The 17,667-nt window shown below is 45.4% G+C and carries 23 protein-coding genes; 16 read left to right on the forward strand and 7 right to left on the reverse strand.

Features of this window, described 5'->3' with window-relative positions:
• Positions 1-163: 163 nt before the first annotated feature.
• Positions 164-574 carry a hypothetical protein gene (locus AC1DXC_RS14215; RefSeq protein WP_477459811.1) on the reverse strand — a complete coding sequence of 137 codons (411 nt, stop codon included), beginning with the start codon at positions 572-574 and terminating at the stop codon, positions 164-166.
• A gap of 52 nt (positions 575-626) precedes the next feature.
• A complete protein-coding gene (locus AC1DXC_RS14220) occupies positions 627-815 on the reverse strand; it encodes a hypothetical protein (RefSeq protein ID WP_477459812.1) in 189 nt (62 codons plus the stop codon).
• Positions 816-952: 137 nt separating this feature from the next.
• On the opposite strand from AC1DXC_RS14220, the gene AC1DXC_RS14225 reads away from it, so the two are divergent.
• From AC1DXC_RS14225 to AC1DXC_RS14245, 5 genes are all read left to right on the forward strand, one after another.
• Positions 953-1,645 (forward strand): S24 family peptidase, encoded by a 693-nt coding sequence (locus tag AC1DXC_RS14225; RefSeq protein WP_477459813.1) that lies wholly within the window; start codon positions 953-955, stop codon positions 1,643-1,645.
• A gap of 179 nt (positions 1,646-1,824) precedes the next feature.
• Positions 1,825-2,301, forward strand: a complete 477-nt coding sequence (locus AC1DXC_RS14230; protein ID WP_477459814.1) for a hypothetical protein — start codon at positions 1,825-1,827, stop codon at positions 2,299-2,301.
• A 46-nt stretch (positions 2,302-2,347) separates the two neighbouring features.
• On the forward strand, positions 2,348-2,851 hold the full coding sequence (locus AC1DXC_RS14235; protein WP_477459815.1) for an N-acetyltransferase family protein: 504 nt from the start codon (positions 2,348-2,350) through the stop codon (positions 2,849-2,851).
• 202 nt (positions 2,852-3,053) lie between these two features.
• Positions 3,054-3,299: a hypothetical protein gene (locus AC1DXC_RS14240; protein WP_477459816.1), complete on the forward strand. Its 246-nt coding sequence runs from the start codon at positions 3,054-3,056 to the stop codon at positions 3,297-3,299.
• Positions 3,300-3,425: 126 nt separating this feature from the next.
• A complete protein-coding gene (locus AC1DXC_RS14245) occupies positions 3,426-4,454 on the forward strand; it encodes an aldo/keto reductase (protein ID WP_477459817.1) in 1,029 nt (342 codons plus the stop codon).
• A gap of 43 nt (positions 4,455-4,497) precedes the next feature.
• On the opposite strand, the gene AC1DXC_RS14250 is transcribed toward AC1DXC_RS14245, so the two are convergent.
• The 4 genes from AC1DXC_RS14250 to AC1DXC_RS14265 form a co-directional block, all read right to left on the reverse strand.
• The gene (locus tag AC1DXC_RS14250) at positions 4,498-5,253 is read right to left on the reverse strand and encodes a DoxX family membrane protein (protein WP_477459818.1); all 756 of its coding nucleotides are present in this window, start codon (positions 5,251-5,253) and stop codon (positions 4,498-4,500) included.
• A gap of 164 nt (positions 5,254-5,417) precedes the next feature.
• A complete protein-coding gene (locus tag AC1DXC_RS14255) occupies positions 5,418-5,990 on the reverse strand; it encodes a hypothetical protein (protein WP_477459819.1) in 573 nt (190 codons plus the stop codon).
• Between the two features lie 20 nt (positions 5,991-6,010).
• A complete protein-coding gene (locus tag AC1DXC_RS14260; protein ID WP_477459820.1) occupies positions 6,011-6,754 on the reverse strand; it encodes a 3-keto-disaccharide hydrolase in 744 nt (247 codons plus the stop codon).
• 10 nt (positions 6,755-6,764) lie between these two features.
• Positions 6,765-8,135, reverse strand: coding sequence for a Gfo/Idh/MocA family protein (locus AC1DXC_RS14265; protein WP_477459821.1), 1,371 nt, complete (start codon positions 8,133-8,135; stop codon positions 6,765-6,767).
• 218 nt (positions 8,136-8,353) lie between these two features.
• Between AC1DXC_RS14265 and AC1DXC_RS14270 the strand changes: the two genes are divergently transcribed.
• The 11 genes from AC1DXC_RS14270 (at position 8,354) to AC1DXC_RS14320 (ending at position 17,288) form a co-directional block, all read left to right on the forward strand.
• A complete protein-coding gene (locus AC1DXC_RS14270; RefSeq protein ID WP_477459822.1) occupies positions 8,354-8,968 on the forward strand; it encodes a hypothetical protein in 615 nt (204 codons plus the stop codon).
• Positions 8,958-9,653, forward strand: a complete 696-nt coding sequence (locus AC1DXC_RS14275) for a DUF3307 domain-containing protein (protein ID WP_477459823.1) — start codon at positions 8,958-8,960, stop codon at positions 9,651-9,653. The genes AC1DXC_RS14270 and AC1DXC_RS14275 overlap by 11 nt, the downstream gene beginning before the upstream one ends.
• Positions 9,654-9,779: 126 nt before the next feature.
• Positions 9,780-10,511 (forward strand): bifunctional demethylmenaquinone methyltransferase/2-methoxy-6-polyprenyl-1,4-benzoquinol methylase UbiE, encoded by a 732-nt coding sequence (gene ubiE / locus AC1DXC_RS14280; RefSeq protein ID WP_477459824.1) that lies wholly within the window; start codon positions 9,780-9,782, stop codon positions 10,509-10,511.
• Entirely contained in the window at positions 10,508-11,245 is a 738-nt protein-coding gene (gene porT, locus AC1DXC_RS14285; protein ID WP_477459825.1) for a type IX secretion/gliding motility protein PorT/SprT, read from the forward strand. The genes ubiE and porT overlap by 4 nt, the downstream gene beginning before the upstream one ends.
• A gap of 198 nt (positions 11,246-11,443) precedes the next feature.
• Positions 11,444-12,202 (forward strand): SDR family NAD(P)-dependent oxidoreductase, encoded by a 759-nt coding sequence (locus AC1DXC_RS14290; protein ID WP_477459826.1) that lies wholly within the window; start codon positions 11,444-11,446, stop codon positions 12,200-12,202.
• 128 nt (positions 12,203-12,330) lie between these two features.
• A complete protein-coding gene (locus tag AC1DXC_RS14295) occupies positions 12,331-12,780 on the forward strand; it encodes a GatB/YqeY domain-containing protein (protein WP_191189854.1) in 450 nt (149 codons plus the stop codon).
• Positions 12,781-12,904: 124 nt separating this feature from the next.
• Positions 12,905-13,666: an alpha/beta fold hydrolase gene (locus tag AC1DXC_RS14300; protein WP_477459827.1), complete on the forward strand. Its 762-nt coding sequence runs from the start codon at positions 12,905-12,907 to the stop codon at positions 13,664-13,666.
• Between the two features lies 1 nt (position 13,667).
• Positions 13,668-14,330: a CBS domain-containing protein gene (locus AC1DXC_RS14305; RefSeq protein WP_477459828.1), complete on the forward strand. Its 663-nt coding sequence runs from the start codon at positions 13,668-13,670 to the stop codon at positions 14,328-14,330.
• Between the two features lie 189 nt (positions 14,331-14,519).
• Positions 14,520-14,948 carry a hypothetical protein gene (locus AC1DXC_RS14310; RefSeq protein WP_477459829.1) on the forward strand — a complete coding sequence of 143 codons (429 nt, stop codon included), beginning with the start codon at positions 14,520-14,522 and terminating at the stop codon, positions 14,946-14,948.
• Between the two features lie 381 nt (positions 14,949-15,329).
• Positions 15,330-16,637, forward strand: a complete 1,308-nt coding sequence (locus tag AC1DXC_RS14315) for a hypothetical protein (protein WP_477459830.1) — start codon at positions 15,330-15,332, stop codon at positions 16,635-16,637.
• Positions 16,638-16,778: 141 nt separating this feature from the next.
• Positions 16,779-17,288: a hypothetical protein gene (locus tag AC1DXC_RS14320; protein WP_477459831.1), complete on the forward strand. Its 510-nt coding sequence runs from the start codon at positions 16,779-16,781 to the stop codon at positions 17,286-17,288.
• Positions 17,289-17,291: 3 nt separating this feature from the next.
• Here the strand turns inward: AC1DXC_RS14320 and AC1DXC_RS14325 are convergent, their stop codons facing one another.
• On the reverse strand, positions 17,292-17,627 hold the full coding sequence (locus tag AC1DXC_RS14325) for a YnfA family protein (RefSeq protein ID WP_477459832.1): 336 nt from the start codon (positions 17,625-17,627) through the stop codon (positions 17,292-17,294).
• Positions 17,628-17,667 lie beyond the last annotated feature (40 nt).

The following is a 17,667-nucleotide window of genomic DNA, read 5'->3' on the forward strand; positions in this document are numbered from 1 at the left end:
CTAACTTGATCGGATTACTACTGTAATAATCTAATTCGCTTACCCTTTTTACCGGGCTTTTTGGTGTCTTGGGGCATCGGGCCGCCGCCGTTCCCTCGGTTGTAGGTGGCAATAACCAATACCAATACAATCAATATGTATTTTATGCTAATTGGCATAATTCTTATAAATTTTCACCAACGGTTTCGGTTTCTATCAACTGGGTGAGTATGCTTTTCAGCATGGCTTCGCGGGCCCAGGTTTGCTCAATTGCGGCTGCATCTTCACGGTACCATTTTAAAGGTGCGTTTATCTCGATGCGGGTTTTGTAAACGTATTGCTTATTGGGGTGCAGGCGGCTGCCCTCGTAGCTATTGAGGTTTTCGGCCTTTATCACCTTGGCGAATTGCTTCAGGGGTATGTCCAGCTGCAGGCATTCGTCCAGGCTGTTTTTGAAATCGTGCTTGTCTTCCAGCCACAGGGTTAACACTTCATCGCCCAGGTCGTGGTCGGCAATGCTGATGCGGCTATAATTATAGTCTACGGATATAATCATCCACCACAGTTCGTCTTTTAGTTTTTGCGTTAGTTTCATTTTGTATTAGTTTATTGGTTCATTAGTTCATTGGTGCTATTATCGTCAGCATTTACCTGTTGGGTTCTGCGTCAAACGCGGGCATCCAGCCGGGGAGGTACTTTTGTATGGCGGCTATTTCCTGCTTGTACTTGTTGCAGGCAGACTGGTAGGCGGCTATGCGCTGTTGCATTTCGGGGTTGCTTAATTGGGGCTGGCCGGTTTTAATTGTGTTGCGGAGGGCGCTGTGGGCTATGTACATAGGCTGGGTGTTTCTGTATATTCTTGATTTTAATTTTGTTCAGGAGAATTTTATAAGTACCTTTATCGAATAAGCACGTTGCAAATATAAAGAATAATCTTTATTTAAATCAAGAAATAAATAAAAATATTTTCGAAATGGAAGAGCAAGCAAAACCTGGTAAGATAAAAACCGTACGGCCCGAAACGCTGGAGTTTATTATCCTGTACAACCAGTTACGGGGTAAGGCCTTCAACAATAACAGCGAGCTTGCCGAAGTCCTCGGCTTTAACAACGCCAGCAGTATTACCGAGATAATTAAGAGCCGACAGAACATCGATCCAGAGAAATTAAAGATATTTAAAGAAAAATACAGAGATTTATTGGGCGGCGTAAAAACTACGGATAAACCTGTATATGTACGCACCGGCGAGGGTATCCCCATGTATGATATCATAGCCACAGCATCGGGAGTAGAGGTTTACAATGATATAAACGATGCGCTGCCTGTGGGGCGAATGAACTTCCCCGGTATTGAGGAATGCGATTTTGCGTTGCCTGTTTGGGGCCATTCGATGTACCCGTACCTGGAGAACGGCTGCTGGGTGGCGCTAAAAATAATCAGCGACCGCAAGATACTGCCCGGCGAGGTGTATTATATTGAATGGGGCGATTACCGCATGTACAAGCGCCTGTTGGCCAGCGATAACCCCGAAGAGGTGATAGCCCATTCCGACAATACTACCGAGATGATAGGCAACCGCCTGAAGTATTCGCCATTTCCTATCCGCCTGGATGAGATAAAGAAGCTTTGCCTGGTAAAGGATATCCATAAAAAGCATAACCATTAGTGGATGTGCAGATTTTAAATTTTAGATGTGCAGATGAAATGGTTAGGGAATTAAAATAGTAAATGACAGTGGGCCAGAACAACCGCAAATTAATTACGGCTGTATCAACAGGTTTGATATTTACCTTGTTAGCCTTTTATTATGGCTACATAGAAAGGTTTATGCCATGGTGGTGTCAGATGGCAGCCGCACTACTTATTGTCATAACGTTGATTATGATGGTGATATACCTGGTGAAGCAGGTAATCTCGATATTTAAGAACCGGAAAGAGCTAAACCGAAGCTATTTTTACCCGATTGTGATTTATTTAACGGCAATACTCGCGCCGACAGGTTCATGGGAAGGCCACCTCAGCGCGGTTAAATTTCGGGCTTGCTACGAGGGAACGCAGAGCCAAACTACGATTGAATTCAGGGAAGACCATACCTTTGAACTGCACGCTACCGGCGTGTTTTTATATAACGACTGGATGATGGGCAAATGGACAAAAAATGGCGACACGCTGAAGTTGAAATGGAGCCTGCAACCGGCAAGGACCTTGGGTAACACCATAATGATTGATAGCGGGTATTTAAAACCTATAGGCGAATCGGCTGATCCCCGATTTAGGCGGCTCCGCTTGTTCTATATCGGTTATTGTAAAGGAGAAAACTAAACGTTCCCTCACATTTTTTATCTTTGGGGTTACAAAATAGGCTACCATGAATATCCGTCGCGCTACCCTTGCCGATATCCCCGCTATCATGTCCATCGTGAAAGAGGCTGTGCCTTTGATGCAGGCCGCAGGCAACTTTCAATGGAACGATACCTATCCAAACCCAGAAGCATTTGCCGAAGATGTAGCGGTGTCACAGTTGTGGGTCGCAGAAATTGACGGCCGGGTAGCCGGTGCATCGGCCATTACTACCGAGCAGTACCCCGAGTATGAACAAGCCGGGTTAGACATTAGCCAACCAGCCATCGTAACCCATCGCCTGGTGGTGAGTCCGCATTACCGCGGGCAGGGCATTGCCGAAGCCTTGCTGATGGAAGCCGAATACGAGGCCGGTCGGCGGAATATCCCGCTGCTGCGTATAGATACGAACAAGGAGAACAAAGCCGCGCAAAAGCTCTTCATAAAACTCGGATATGTTTTTTCCGGCGAAATAGGCCTTGCTTTCAGGCCGGGCATGCGCTTTGTTTGCATGGAGAAGACGCTAAGCTAAACGCGCATTACTTTAACAAGGAGCAATTTTCGTAACTCGACAAAACAATGCACCGCTTGTTTTTTAAGCAATGCTTAAAAGGTTGTGCAAAAAATATTCCTGAAAGTTGTAAATTAACTTTTGCTTAATTAGATTTGTTTTGGATTTGAATTATCGGGCCGCTCGCCGGTCTTGCAAAACCAATTATAATACATCTATCATCATGTTTTCCAGGTTGCAAGTGTTCCAGTTCCAACACTTAAGCGTTGGCAATGCGTTACAAAATTTGGCGTTTTATTCGCTGGTGATGCTTATGCTGGCTGTGATTGTGGTGCAGTTGAACGTGCATACCGAAACGGGTATGCGTAGGTTTATTATTGCCTGTATGGGCCGGATTAGCCATATGAAGCAACCCATATGGAGGACTTTCTTTTTCAAGGTAAAGCAGTTGTTCATAAGCCGGCATTAATAAGTCCACCACCCGGTTAAAAAATCAATTTATGTTATTACAGTGATATGAATTTAAAACCATATCACCGAGATTTGAAATTTAACAGAAGCATTTCTGCTTGTGTCATAAAAATTTACATTTACTATGGAATACAGACAATTAGGCGGCTCGGGCCTTAAAGTTCCCGTGCTTAGTTTTGGTACAGCTACTTTTGGCGGTGCCGGGGATTTTTTTAAGGCATGGGGCGATACCCAGCTCGACGATGCAAAGAAGCTGGTACACCTCTGCATGGATGCGGGCGTAAACTTTTTTGATACTGCTGATGTATATTCGGGCGGTGTTGCAGAAGAAATTTTGGGCAAAACCCTCGTGGGCATCCGCAACGATGTGCTGCTATCTACAAAGGCGACTTTTAAGATGGGCGACGACCCCAACTACGGCTCGTCGCGCTACCACCTCATCCGTTCGGTAGAAAACAGCCTGCGCCGCTTGCAAACCGACCATATTGATATTTACCATATGCACGGCTTCGACGGCAACACGCCGGTTGAAGAAACCCTGCACGCGCTGGATGCCCTGATCAGCAGCGGCAAAATACGCTATATCGCCTGCTCCAACTTTTCGGGCTGGCATCTGATGAAATCGCTTTCAGTGTCTGAACGTTATGGCTGGGCCAAATATGTGGCCCAACAGGCTTATTACTCGGTATTAGACCGCGAGTTTGAATGGGAATTGATGCCGCTTGGTATCGACCAAAACGTAGGCACCATCGTTTGGAGCCCATTGGCTTCGGGTCAGTTGGGTGGCAAATTCAGGCGCGGGCAGCCAATCCCGGCAGATAACCGCCGCAGCCAGGGTGGTAGCCACGGCCCCGAAACCGATTTTGAGCGCCTTTACAATATTGTTGATGCGCTGGATGAGGTTGCCGAAGAAGTTGGCAAATCTGTTGCGCAGGTTTCCATTAACTGGTTACTGCAGCGCCCAACCGTTGCAAACATCATCATAGGTGCCCGCAACGAGGAGCAGCTGAAACAAAACCTTGCCGCAGTAGGCTGGAACCTTACTATCGAGCAAGTTAAGAAACTTGATGCCGCCAGCGAGCTCACGCCTATATACCCTTACTGGCACCAACGGCAGGATACGAATCTAATCCCGCCACCAAAGTTTTATTAAGCAAGAAGGGCTGCCGAAACGGCGGCCCTTTTTTGGTTATCGGCTATGATGCTAAAGGTGTATTTTGCCGCCTGGCGAATTTTATGAATGATGCTGCAAAGAGAGCCAAAATTAACAATGTATTGTACAGGGCCATCTTCTGGGCTATGGTGCCCAGCCGACCGGCAAGGGTGATAATGATCATGTTCAACATTACCAGGGCAATTACAAGGCCCTGTATTTTGTTTATGGCTTTTACTTGCACTACGCTGTAGCCAATGGCCGCAAACGCCGCTAGGGCAAATACGTTGGTAAAGGCAATGCTAAAACGCGAAGCAACAAGCGCGGCGGCTGCAAAAATAATCCCCGTAATATTGAAGTTGTTTTGATTATGCGCATCTAAAGCAGTTGGCCTTACTTCCGCAGCCAAAACCGGGTTAATGAGTACTTTAAGTTTGTGCCAGTCGTAAAGCAGTAGGGCGATGTTGAGTATGATGAAGAACCCATTGACATAGGGCGTGCCTACCCAATGCATAGAAATAGTTACCGCCAGTATAGATAAATTCATGGGTAGCAACATAATAGCGCCTATGGTGCTAAAGCGTTGCGATAACAATAATATGCCGCAAACAACCTGCGTAATTGCCACTATACGGGCAAATAGGCCAAGCCCATATTTGGCTAAAGTATCTTCCAGCAGGGGTGGGCCTATAATTTGCCCAAAATGTCCGTGTGTGAGCTTACACAAACCAGCAGAAAAAAATATATAGCCCAGTAAAAGGCGGATAAGGGTTATGGTGAAATCTTTTTGGCGGAGCATCGCGATAATATTTACGCAAAGGTGTTATTACCCAACGCGCCGGTCAAAAGTTTTAGACGAATAGGGTACGATAGTCGACAAAATATCAGCGAACCGTTTAGTAGGAAGATGAACGCGGAATAGGAATCGACGAACCAGCTATCAACGAGCACGCATGTGGTGAATTACTGGCCTGTCATTTCTTTATAAATGTCGTCCAGTAAAATTCGTTTGTCGTTTTGCATATTAGTATCTACGCTATCTTGACCGGCGTTGTAATATTGAAAGTTGTAGGCAATGGAATAAAGATATACATGCGCACCACTTTTTGATGCGTAAAAAAATACGCCAGCCTGATGTGGAACGCACAGACTGCCGAAATCTACTCTCCGTTTTTTCCGGACGGATTCTGCGTGAGCATAGGCTATAGTGAAAGCTTTATTTGCTGCTGTCGAGTCTTTAAAAATATATTCTGTAATCCCAATCCTATTGGTCTTGCTTTTATCTTCCAGATCGTAGCTTTTTATGCCCGTGGTATCATGGTAAAAATCTCGAATACAGTCGTATATCGGTATTGAAAAGTAATCCAGGTTAGTTTTGGTCCTGACTAATTTAAGTTTGCGGCTTATTTTTAAGGTTCTAAATTTGGGGAGGAATATAAAGTCACCACTATCGCTACCGTATAATACGCCGGGCGCCCTAACGGATATTAGAAGCGCCCCGGCGATTATTAACGTGATTGAGGCTTTAAATTTCATGAACTTTGGAAATCATTTTCTTACAACTCCCTCACCCTGATATTCTTGAAATAAGCTTTATGCCCATGATCCTGCAGGGCAATGTGGCCAAGTTTCGCCAGCCCGTATTCGGGATGATCTTTCCATTTACCTTCGGCTTTTTTCTTTTCCCATTCGGGGCTCCAGGCGGTAAATTCTAAGATTTTTTTGCCGTTTAGCCAATGCTCTACATGGCCATTATTAAAAACGATGCGGCTGGTGTTCCATTGGCCAACGGGCATCAGCTTTTTGCTGCCGTTGGGAATGGTCATGGCGTAATCGGCACCTGTTTTTTGCCATTCTTCCAACTTGTCGGGCATCCAATTTATATCATCTATAATCTGGTACTCGGGGCCGGTAACATAGGTGGCGGTGTACTTTGGGTCTTCTACCACGTGGTACAGTACGCCGCTGTTGCTGCCTTTGTCAATTTTCCATTCCCATGCCAGCTCAAAATTCGCGTATTGTTTATCGCTAACAATATCGCCGCCGGTATCTGTGCCTTTTACGCTGCCCAGGCAAACCAGTGCGCCATCTTCTATCTCCCAGTTTTGTACAGGCTTAGTTTTGTTGAAACTGTGCCAGCCGCTCAGATCCTTGCCGTTGAACAAGCTTACCCAGGCAGTTTTCCTGGCCGGGGCTTTCTTTATCGGTTTCGGGTCGCCAATTTTTGATGCATAGGTTTGCGCGCCTATTGCGCAGGTAAGGGCGGCGGCAATGCTGAGTATGGTGATGGGGTGTTTCATTCGATGTTAATTATGCCTTTATCATTTTCATCTTCTCCGGGTCCCAAAACATAGGGGCGTTTTTAAAGTAGCTGTCGTTACAAAGCAGGGCAGGGGCAGCGGCGCGGTAGCCAAAAATAGCATCTTCGGTAACTTTGCCGTTGGTACGTATAGCGGTAATGAAATTATTCATATGGTCGTAAGGGCCACCCAGGTAGCCTTTTTCGGCATCGTAAGTAATTTGCTCTGGTGGCAGCATCATTTTACGGCCGCTATTGGTTTGGCCCATAGCCTTCATTTTTTCGATGTAGAATGGGTCGGTATTATCAATGGTTTTGTTGCGTTTCAGGGTAACGCTATCCCAGGTAATATCCATCGATCCTTCGCTGCCTACCAATTTTAAATAGGTGGTGCCGCTGGTTCCATCCACAAAGTTGCAGCGTAAACTTAGATTGAACGCCGGGTGGGCCGCTGCCTTGGCATAATCGAATGTGCCTAACAATACGTCAGGCACTTCGCGGCCATCGTTCCAGTAGCGCAAGCCGCCCGATGCGTATATTTTATTTGGCCCCATAGAGCCGGTAATGAAGTGCAGGCTGCTGAACAAGTGCACAAACAAATCGCCCGCCATGCCGGTGCCATAATCGGTGTAATTCCTCCAGCGGAAGAACCTTTTGCTATCGAACGGGCGTTTTTGGGTGTTGCTTACATAAGTTTCCCAATCAACGGTCTGGGTAGAAGCATCATCTGGAATAGGGTATTGCCAAACTTCTACCGCACCGCGGCGTGCCCAAAAGCCTTCGGCGTAGTTCAGTTCGCCAATGGCGCCGCTTTTTAATAGCTCTTTTGCTTTCTCGTTACCAAGCGAGGATACCCCCTGGCTACCCACCTGGAACACCTTACCGGTTTCCTGCTGGGCTTTTATAACGGCCGGACCCTCCATTACCGAGTGTACCATCGGTTTCTCGCAATACACGTGCTTACCGGCGTGCATGGCATCTACTGAAATTTGTTGGTGCCAATGATCTGGCGTGGCTACGATAACGGCATCCACATCCTTGCGGTTCAGTATTTCTTTATAAATTTTTGTGGTGAAGATATCAGCACCCCATTTCTTTTTAGCATCGGCCAGGCGGCCATCGTACAAATCGCACACGGCAACCAGCTTTACGCCGGGTACCTGCAGGGCGGTTTGGGTATCAGAAGTGCCCATGCCGCCGGCACCTATGAGGGCGATATTCACCTGGTCGTTGGCGCCAATGTGGTTGTATTGCTGTTTTAGGTAATGAAAGCTACCAATATTTTCGGCTGCCAATAAATTGCTGCCGACACTGGCCGCAGCTGCGGTAGTGGCTAGTTTTTTAAGGAACCCTCTGCGCGATGCTTCGTTATTTTCTTTCATGTTTGAAACGATAAGTAATGGTTTTGTGGTTTGAGATACGGAGAGGGAAAGATAGAAATTTATTTAAATAGTTCATAGGTGACGGTTCATGTATGATGGTTTATGATAGTTAGCCTTTTTAGGCTAATTTGCCCATAATTAGCCTTTTTAGGCTAATTTGTTTGATATTAGCCTTTTTATGCTAATATTTGCGTGTTGAGTTTTTTACGTAGCCAATTATGCAAGCAATACTTACAGCCGATATTGTTAATTCATCCTTTTTAACAACAGGATTTGATAATCTGATAGAGGATTTAAAACAGTTTTTCGGAGAAGAGAAAACAGACTTTTTTAACGGTGATAGCTTTAGGGTGCTCGTTATTCACCCGGAAATGGCGTTGATGAAATGTATAAAGAGCCGGCTTTTGGCCATAAAATATACAGAAAGCCAGGCAATAGATATAAGAGTAAGCATAAATATAGGACATTTACAGTCGGATGAGATCGACTTAAGATCGAGCATGGACGAACTTTTGGTTACTTCGGGGCGAAGCTTCGCTAAATTGCAGGGCACATCACGGCGGTTGTATATTAGCTGCGGCCAAAAGGAAAAAGACTTTACCTATGAAATTATGGCGGAGTACGCCGATAGCCTGATAGCGAGAATAACCGCAAAACAGGCCAAAGTTATTTTTCAATTGCTGTCGGGTAAATCTCAGGTAGAAACAGCGGCTTTTTTAAAATTATCAACAGCTACAGTAAGCAAGCAAGTTAAAGCAGGGCGGTATGAGGAGATCAGGAGCCTGCTTAATAAATTCGAAACATTAACCAACCAACTGCAAAATGGAAATTAGCATCATATGGCTCGTTAAATTGTTGCTGGCGCATTTGATAAGCGATTTTTGGTGGCAACCATCAAAATGGGTACAGGACCGGGCGCAACGAAAAATAAAATCTAAGTATCTCTATCTACATATCCTGGTTACCGGCACAACCGCAATTTTATTTGTTGGGTTTAATTATTGGAAGGTGGTTTTGTTTATCACCATCCTCCATGGCGCTATAGATCTTGCTAAATCATACACCAGGGCGAATTTCACCTATTTTATAATAGATCAGCTATTGCATTTGCTGGTGATTTTGGCAAGTTGGGTGATTGTTTTCGGGCAGCACAGGCCCGATATGCAAACGCTAGTCAATTTTTATGAAAACAGTAAGTTTTGGGTGTTTGCAGCTGCCGCATTTTTCCTCACTATCCCAACATCTATCATAATAGCTTACGCCACCAAACATTGGGCTGTGCCGCCCGGGCTGAAGAACGCCGGGAAATATATCGGTATAATCGAAAGGTTGATTATCTGCATATTGGTGTACCAGGGGCAGTACGAAGCTATAGGATTACTGATTACGGGAAAGAGCATTTTAAGATACAATAGCACGCACGAAGAAGCGAAAACCGAATACCTGCTTATTGGGACGCTGCTAAGTATTTTTATAGCATTTGCAGTTGGTTTTGCATTAAAGCTTATTTTAAAATAGGTGCTAGTTTATAAATGGTGGTTGATAGTTCATGGTAGCTTCGGCCTGATATGGAATGATTGCTTTGCCATGATCTAACATCTATGAACCATGAACCCAAACACCTATCTTTGCCCGCTATAAAGTATGAGCAAAACAGTAACTCCGTACCACGATACGCAGGGCACCAAGAAAGAGCAGGTGGCCGATATGTTCAATAATATCTCTAAAACCTACGATTTCCTGAACCACTTTATGTCGCTGGGTATAGATATCATCTGGCGCAAAAAAGCCATAAACGAATTGAAAGCCGATAAACCGCAGCTGATATTGGATGTAGCTACCGGTACCGGCGATTTTGCCTTCGAGGCGCTTTCTATCCTCAAACCTAAGAAGATTATCGGGGTGGATATTTCGCGAGGTATGCTGGATATTGCCGATCAGAAAATCCTGAAACGCAACCTGTCTGATAAATTCGAGGTGAAGTTAGGCGATTCGGAAAAACTACCTTTCGAAGCCGATGGCTTCGATGCGGTTACCGTAGCTTACGGCGTACGGAATTTCGAAAACCTGGGCGATGGACTGGCCGATATTCACCGGGTGCTTAAACCGGGCGGCAAAGCTGTAGTGCTGGAATTTTCCAAACCCAAAGCATTCCCCATAAAGCAGCTGTACGCGTTTTATTTTAACTACATTACCCCCGGCATAGGCAAGCTTTTCAGCAAGGATGCCCGTGCTTATACCTACCTGCCCGAATCTGTAGCCGCTTTCCCCGATGGCAAGGCCTTTACAGATATGATGGTAAAAGCAGGGTTCAAAAATACCAAATGCCGGCCTTTGGCGTTTGGTATCTGTTCCATCTACACGGGTATTAAATGATAAAACGCTACCTAACAGCCTTATTGGTACTTTTGTGTTGCAGTAGCTTGCTGCGTGCGCAACAGTTTTCGCCGGCATGGGGTGGCGGGGCCGACCAAAACGACTTTAGCGCGGGCTTCAGTTTTTCGTACGTAGGCAGCGATTTTAAGATAGTAAAACAACCCAACTGGCGCGCCCCTTTTTATGATGCGGATGCCCATGCCTACGTTACCGATTCGCTTACCAGCATCAGTTCTAAAACAACGCCGGGTTTTGCCGTGGGCTTTATTGCCCGTTACCGTATTACCGATCACCTGGAGATACGCAGCACGCCGGGCCTCATATTTGCCGACCGTAAGCTGCGCTACACCTTTAAGAATACTACCGACCCTATAGATAAACCCATCCAAACCACCACGGTCGATTTTCCGCTGTCGCTCAAACTGAAATCTGATAGGGTGGGCAACCTGCGTGCTTATCTGCTCGGTGGCGTAAAGTTTTCGAGCTCCATAGGTGGCAAAAAAGACGGCGATAATACCGCTCCGATTGAGCGCATCGTAAAAAACACCAGGAGTTATTCCTCGTACGAGGCTGGTTTCGGGTTCGATATTTACTTCGAATACTTCAAGCTATCGCCCGAGATAAAAGTAACCAACACCTTCGGTAACCTGCTGGTGCCCGAGAACCATCCCTTTTCGGCCCCCATCAGCAAGCTATCGCTGCATACGATAATGTTTAGTTTGTATTTTGAGTAATTTTTACTCACCGATTCCACCGATTTTTTTGATTTTACCGAATATTTTCTGAACCCTGATTTTTAGGATTGGAGGATTAGCTTGAAATAGGAAGATTGCCTTTTACCACAACATTGCAACTTTCCAACATTACAACCTTTCAACATTATAACGTTCCCCAAATAAAACATAATTTCGCTGCGGATAGTTACATAACCTATGGCTAAGATCGCATTAATAACAGGGGCTACCGCCGGGATAGGCGAGGCCTGCGCCCACACATTTGCCCGCGAGGGTTATAACCTGATACTTACCGGCCGCCGCATGCAGCGTTTAGAGCGTCTGGCCCTTTTGCTGAACGAGAAATATAACGTAGAGGTGGCTATCTCCTGCTTCGATGTACGTAGCAAAACTCAGGTAATAGAAAACCTGCAGGGCCTGCCCGAAGCATGGAAACAGGTAGATGTATTGGTGAACAACGCCGGCCTTAGCCAGGGGTTGGACCCCATTGACAAAGGCAACTACGACGATTGGGAAACCATGATAGATACCAATATTAAGGGCTTACTTTATGTGAGCCGCGTGGTGAGCAACTGGATGATCGACAACGGCTTCGGGCATATCATCAACCTGGGTTCCATTGCGGGCAAGGAGGTTTACCTCAACGGCAACGTATATTGCGCTACCAAGCACGCTGTGGATGCTTTAAATAAAGGCATGCGGTTAGATCTGCTGAACCACGGAATCAAGGTAACAGCGGTACACCCGGGAGCGGTAGAAACCGAGTTTAGCGAAGTGCGTTTTAAAGGCGATAAAGCACGTGCCAAAAAAGTGTACGATGGCTTTGAGCCGCTGGTGGCAGAGGATATTGCCGAAACTATCTGGTTCGTGGCATCGCGCCCGGCGCACGTAAACATAAATGATATCGTTATCATGCCAACCGCACAGGCAACGGCAACGAATATATATAGGGGGTAGATGTGCAAATTTCAAATGTGCAGATGTGCAAATGAGAAAAAGTAAATCAGACATCCAAAAAAGCAAATCCGAAATCGAACATTCGAATTCTGAAATAAATCAATAACTCACTCATTCACAATTAGAATATGTCACTCATTACACAAATAGACCAGGATATCAAACAAGCTATGCTATCCAAACAACCCGACCGTTTGCGGGGGCTGCGGGCCATTAAATCGGCTTTGCTGCTGGCCAAAACCGAAAAAGGCGCTGCCGAAGAATTAACCAAAGAAGCCGAGATAAAAGTGCTTCAAAAGCTGATCAAACAGCGAAAAGAATCGGCAGACATATATAAGGCTCAAAACCGCGAGGACCTGTACGAGGTGGAGATGGCAGAGATGTACGTAATTGAGCCATACCTTCCACAACAGATGACCCGTTTCGAAATTGAAGGCTACATACAAGAGGTAATCGGCCGCCTTGGCGTAACATCGGTAAAAGATATGGGCCGCGTAATGGGCGTTGCCAACAAAGAGCTTGCCGGCCAGGCCGATGGCAAAACCGTATCTGAAGTGGTTAAACAACTGCTGGGATAATTTAATTGTTAAAATTGTTGCAGGTAAACCCTAATAAACTAAATTTACGGTGGTATTTACACCTTTTCAGACTAAAATTAAAAACAGTCTGCACTGGTTTAAAACCACATTTTAAGCAGGAACTATGAATTTTGTACTGAAAGAAGAAAAGGGATTTACATACGTAGAGCATGGCGAAGGCGAACCACTGTTGCTTTTACACGGCCTTATGGGCGCGCTAAGCAACTGGGAGAAAGTGATTGAGGAATTTAGCCCGCGTTACAAGGTTATCATCCCTATTTTGCCTATTTACGATATGCCGATTTTAACCACCGGCGTAAAAGCGCTTTCTAAATTCGTGCATAAATTTATCAAGTTCAAAAAACTCACGAGGATAACCATGCTTGGCAATTCCCTTGGCGGGCACGTTGGTTTGATATACGTTTTATCGCACCCAGGGTATGTAAAGGCACTGGTTTTAACCGGCAGCTCGGGTTTGTACGAAAATGCTTTCGGCGGTTCGTTCCCGCGCCGCGAGAATTATGAGTTTGTGAAAGGGAAAGTAGAATACACTTTTTATGACCCTGCAGTAGCATCAAAGGAAATGGTTGACGAGGTTTACGCCAACATTAACGATCGTGCCAAGGTTATACGCATACTGGCTATGGCAAAATCGGCCATCCGCCATAATATGAAAGACGACCTGCGCAAGATAACGATGCCTGTTGCGTTAATATGGGGTAGGGATGATAAAATCACCCCGCCCGAGGTTGCTCTTGAGTTTAACGAGCTGCTGCCAAACTCGCACTTATACTGGATAGATAAATGCGGGCACGCGCCCATGATGGAGCACCCGGATGAATTCAATAAGTACTTAAAGGTGTTTTTAGATAAATTAAAACAATAATATGCTTGCAATTGAGCTTGTTGCTGACGCGATTCCCCCGGTGCATACCTCTGATACCATTCAGAAGGTGTTCGACCGTATGGCGGAGTTTCGCGTGCGCCACCTGCCAATTGTAAACGAAGAGCAGTTTTTGGGCCTGGTATCTGAAGATGACCTGATTGAGGAGCCTGATTACAATACGCCTATAGGTGCGCTTGCCCTATCGCTGGTAAACCCCTACGTGCTGGAAGAGCAGCATATATACGATGTTATCCGCCTGTTTTACGAGCGCGACCTGAGCGTGGTGCCTGTGTTGGATATCAAGAAAGATTATGTAGGGCTCATTTCCATCAACACCATGAACGAGTACTTCGCCAAGCTTACGGCTGTAAGCGAGCCGGGCGGCATTATTGTGTTGGAGATAAGCAATAAGAACAACTCGCTGGCGCACATGTCGCAAGTGGTAGAGTCAGACAATGCCCAGATACTAAGCTCCTATACCCGTACTTTCCCGGATAGTACCCGCATGGAAGTTACGCTGAAAGTAAACAAGCAGGATATCTCCAACATCCTGGCCACCTTCCTGCGCTATGGCTACGATGTTAAAGCCACCTTCAACTTCACAGATCATAACGATAACGCCAAAGACAGGTTCGATTCGTTTATGAATTATTTGAATTTGTAGATACGCTGATTGTAATTTGCCCATCAAAAAATACGCATCCCGAAAAGTGCAGGGCCATTCTATTTTAAATAAATAAGGGCAAGAAGCGCATTACTAATAACATTGCTGTGTTGATGTTATAAATAACAATTAGGATAATTATAAAAAACTTAATAGTTTAGCTACTATTCAAACCAAACTCACATCTCGATGAAATCTCTTAAAACTTTCGGAATTTTTATTGCTGCACTAATGTTTTTTTCGTGTAAAACGGTACAGCAGGCGAATCTGAAGGAAATTAAGCCGTTTGTAGGTATTTGGAACGACACTACCAACCCGGGAAGTAAAATAGTATTCAAATCAGATGGAAGCTTTTATAATATTTTTAAAGAAAATGGTGTGCAGATTGTGACGCACAGTGGCACATTTAAAATTTTATCTGATAACATTTATGTGGTGACTATCTCTGATGCCAGACCTAATGCTACATACGACCTGAAAGGTAGGCAATATGCAAATTATTACACTTTAGGTAGTGATAAAAAAACGATGAAGATAAGTGGTGTAGTTGACGGGCGAAATGGCGGACAACCACTTGCCTGGACTTCCAACCTCGTAAAAGTGGATAAACTCGATTAATTAACCTCGCGTTCGGTGTAGTATCAAAGCATCATAGTAACTCACCTTATAAGCCTGCCACCGATAAACCAGGGTTTTATAATGTCCAGTCTCCACGCTCGCTAAAGGAGGGCACTGAAAAAGCGGATATTTATTAAAAGGGGCTGTTTTCAATATTGAAACTGGCCCCTTTTTCTTTCATATATTCGGGAAGGGTGGGTGGAGAGACCCTCGGCTAAGGCGGGCAGCATTTAAGTAAAGCGGCGGCCATTTAAGCAGGCGGTTGCTTCCCTCGTAGAAAAGTGGGATTAGTTAAGAGCGCTTCTTCTAAAAAACGCAAACTTTTCGCCCCCGCCAAACGTATTTTATTAGCTTTGCAGCCCCTACTATTACTACCGCCTCATGAAAAATCGTTTTTTCCTGCTTATAATTTCCATCGTAGCCCTTTCTTGTACTAAAAATGCCGATAAGCCCGAAACCAAGCTTCTCAATAAATATGGTGCGGAATATGTGAGGCTGGGCTTAACCATTGGGCAGTACGACAAGGATTTCGTGGACGCTTATTACGGTCCCGATTCGTTGAAGCCAAAAGAGGTTGTGGGCGACGAGTTCCCGAGGGATAGCTTGCTGGCATCGGTAAATAGCCTGATGAACGATATCAAGCTGTTAGCTACCTCGGCCGAAGTGGATTCCAATAAAATGCGCGCCAATTGGCTGTACGACCAACTGGCCTCGTTCAGCGGGCGCATCAAAATATTTTCGGGCGAATACAGTACCTTCGATCAGGAATCTAAGCAGCTCTTTGGCGTTGCCGCGCCGGTAAATACCGAGGATTATTTCAAAGCGCAGTTAGCGCTGCTTGATAGCCTGCTGCCCGGCAAGGGCAACGTGAACGATCGTTTCCAAAAACTGGCCAATAAATTCATCATCCCGAAGGATAAACTGGATGCGGTTATCAAAGCCGCCATTGCCGAATCGCGTAAGCGCACACTGACCCATTACAAGCTGCCTGCCGGCGAATCCTTCGCGCTGGAATTTGTTACCGATAAACCCTGGAACGGCTACAACTGGTACAAAGGTAAATACCAAAGCGTAGTGCAGATAAATACCGACCTGAAGATTTTCATAGACCGTGCGATAGACGTAGGCAGCCACGAAAGCTACCCCGGTCACCATGTGTATAATATGCTGCTGGAGAAAAACCTGTACCACGATAGGGGATACGTAGAGCTTTCGATGTACCCCTTGTTCAGCCCGCAATCGCTTATTGCAGAGGGTAGTGCCAATTACGGCATTGAAATGGCCTTCCCCGGCGATGAGAAGATAAAGTTTGCCAAAAATGTATTGCTGCCCTTAGCCGGGCTGGATACCACCGGGGCTGATACCTATTTCAGGGCATTGGCCATCAAAGGCAACCTCAACTACGCCCGCAACGAAGCCGCCCGCGGGCTGATGGACGATAACTGGAGCCAGAACAAGGCCCGTACCTACCTCAAAAAATACTGCCTGATGAACGATGAAACTGCGGATAAATCGGTAAAGTTCATCAAAAAATACCGGGCTTATGTTATCAACTATAACTACGGGTTAGATCTGGTGAAAAATCATATCGAGAAACACGGCGGTACTGCAAAAGACCCGGTAAAACGTTGGGAACTCTTCGGTACTTTGCTGAGCAACGAGGTTACGATGGACGAGCTGGCTAAATAGGACACGATTTAGCGATAGAAGGATTTTACAGGATTAAACGCCGACATGAAATATATTTCTTTATTTATAATTGCAGTTGCTTTATCTATTAGCAATTGCCATGCGCAGGACAGCATTCCTGCAAAAAAACTGTATAATGCTATGTTTAAATGGCATATAACCATACCCGAAGGCTTTAACAATATGAGCCCGCAAGATTATGCCCGTATGCAGCAAAAGGGGACAGCCGCTATCGAAGATACTTATAATGATAAGGTTATAAATCGGTCAAAACCAATCTTCGTGTTCAAAAGCGACCAGATGCATTATTTTGAATCGAACTACCAGCCGTTTGACGTTAAGATTGACGGCAGTCATTCGGCAAGTTGCAAAGCAGTGGGCGATGTGCTTTATAATACTTTTTTGAAACAGTTGGGCGATGTGAAAATGGATAGCGCTTACACATCGGAAATTGTTGATAAACTGAAGTTCAGGGTATTTAAGTTGAATATCTATTTACCCAACGATAATGTACTGACTACATACATGTTCAGCAGGTTGTTTGGTAAACAGGAGTTTTCGGTTGTGATGCTGTTTGTAGACAGAAAAAGGGGAGAGGAGTTACTCAACGCATTCCGTACCTCAACATTCGATAAGAATAAACCGAAGTAACCGTTACTTCCGCGGCGCGTAAATAATGATGCATGCCCCTGCAATGGCCATACAAGCCCCTATAATGTCCCACTTATCGGGTTTAAAGCCATCTACTTTCCATGCCCATATTAGCGCTATGGCTATAAATACCCCACCATATGCGGCGTACACCCGCCCGAAATTGGCTGTTTGCCAGGTAGCTACCACGCCGTAGAGCGCCAGCACCAGTCCGCCAATAATGCCGTACCAAAGCGGTTTATCGCTTTTTAGCCAAAGCCAAACCAGGTAGCCGCCTCCAATTTCGCAAAGGCCGGCAAGCATAAAAAGGGACAGGGATTTTAAAACGTTAAGCACCATCTCCTAATATAGTCAGGATTTAGGGATTTTGAGATTTAGT

The organism is Mucilaginibacter sp. P2_D11, from assembly GCF_056404435.1.

What these genes read in the sequence shown, in the direction of transcription:
- AC1DXC_RS14215 (WP_477459811.1), bottom strand. Translation starts at nt 574, where the DNA reads ATGAAACTAACGCAAAAACTAAAAGACGAACTGTGGTGGATGATTATA.
- AC1DXC_RS14220 (WP_477459812.1), bottom strand. Translation starts at nt 815, where the DNA reads ATGTACATAGCCCACAGCGCCCTCCGCAACACAATTAAAACCGGCCAG.
- AC1DXC_RS14225 (WP_477459813.1), top strand. Translation starts at nt 953, where the DNA reads ATGGAAGAGCAAGCAAAACCTGGTAAGATAAAAACCGTACGGCCCGAA.
- AC1DXC_RS14230 (WP_477459814.1), top strand. Translation starts at nt 1,825, where the DNA reads ATGGCAGCCGCACTACTTATTGTCATAACGTTGATTATGATGGTGATA.
- AC1DXC_RS14235 (WP_477459815.1), top strand. Translation starts at nt 2,348, where the DNA reads ATGAATATCCGTCGCGCTACCCTTGCCGATATCCCCGCTATCATGTCC.
- AC1DXC_RS14240 (WP_477459816.1), top strand. Translation starts at nt 3,054, where the DNA reads ATGTTTTCCAGGTTGCAAGTGTTCCAGTTCCAACACTTAAGCGTTGGC.
- AC1DXC_RS14245 (WP_477459817.1), top strand. Translation starts at nt 3,426, where the DNA reads ATGGAATACAGACAATTAGGCGGCTCGGGCCTTAAAGTTCCCGTGCTT.
- AC1DXC_RS14250 (WP_477459818.1), bottom strand. Translation starts at nt 5,253, where the DNA reads ATGCTCCGCCAAAAAGATTTCACCATAACCCTTATCCGCCTTTTACTG.
- AC1DXC_RS14255 (WP_477459819.1), bottom strand. Translation starts at nt 5,990, where the DNA reads ATGAAATTTAAAGCCTCAATCACGTTAATAATCGCCGGGGCGCTTCTA.
- AC1DXC_RS14260 (WP_477459820.1), bottom strand. Translation starts at nt 6,754, where the DNA reads ATGAAACACCCCATCACCATACTCAGCATTGCCGCCGCCCTTACCTGC.
- AC1DXC_RS14265 (WP_477459821.1), bottom strand. Translation starts at nt 8,135, where the DNA reads ATGAAAGAAAATAACGAAGCATCGCGCAGAGGGTTCCTTAAAAAACTA.
- AC1DXC_RS14270 (WP_477459822.1), top strand. Translation starts at nt 8,354, where the DNA reads ATGCAAGCAATACTTACAGCCGATATTGTTAATTCATCCTTTTTAACA.
- AC1DXC_RS14275 (WP_477459823.1), top strand. Translation starts at nt 8,958, where the DNA reads ATGGAAATTAGCATCATATGGCTCGTTAAATTGTTGCTGGCGCATTTG.
- ubiE (WP_477459824.1), top strand. Translation starts at nt 9,780, where the DNA reads ATGAGCAAAACAGTAACTCCGTACCACGATACGCAGGGCACCAAGAAA.
- porT (WP_477459825.1), top strand. Translation starts at nt 10,508, where the DNA reads ATGATAAAACGCTACCTAACAGCCTTATTGGTACTTTTGTGTTGCAGT.
- AC1DXC_RS14290 (WP_477459826.1), top strand. Translation starts at nt 11,444, where the DNA reads ATGGCTAAGATCGCATTAATAACAGGGGCTACCGCCGGGATAGGCGAG.
- AC1DXC_RS14295 (WP_191189854.1), top strand. Translation starts at nt 12,331, where the DNA reads ATGTCACTCATTACACAAATAGACCAGGATATCAAACAAGCTATGCTA.
- AC1DXC_RS14300 (WP_477459827.1), top strand. Translation starts at nt 12,905, where the DNA reads ATGAATTTTGTACTGAAAGAAGAAAAGGGATTTACATACGTAGAGCAT.
- AC1DXC_RS14305 (WP_477459828.1), top strand. Translation starts at nt 13,668, where the DNA reads ATGCTTGCAATTGAGCTTGTTGCTGACGCGATTCCCCCGGTGCATACC.
- AC1DXC_RS14310 (WP_477459829.1), top strand. Translation starts at nt 14,520, where the DNA reads ATGAAATCTCTTAAAACTTTCGGAATTTTTATTGCTGCACTAATGTTT.
- AC1DXC_RS14315 (WP_477459830.1), top strand. Translation starts at nt 15,330, where the DNA reads ATGAAAAATCGTTTTTTCCTGCTTATAATTTCCATCGTAGCCCTTTCT.
- AC1DXC_RS14320 (WP_477459831.1), top strand. Translation starts at nt 16,779, where the DNA reads ATGTTTAAATGGCATATAACCATACCCGAAGGCTTTAACAATATGAGC.
- AC1DXC_RS14325 (WP_477459832.1), bottom strand. Translation starts at nt 17,627, where the DNA reads ATGGTGCTTAACGTTTTAAAATCCCTGTCCCTTTTTATGCTTGCCGGC.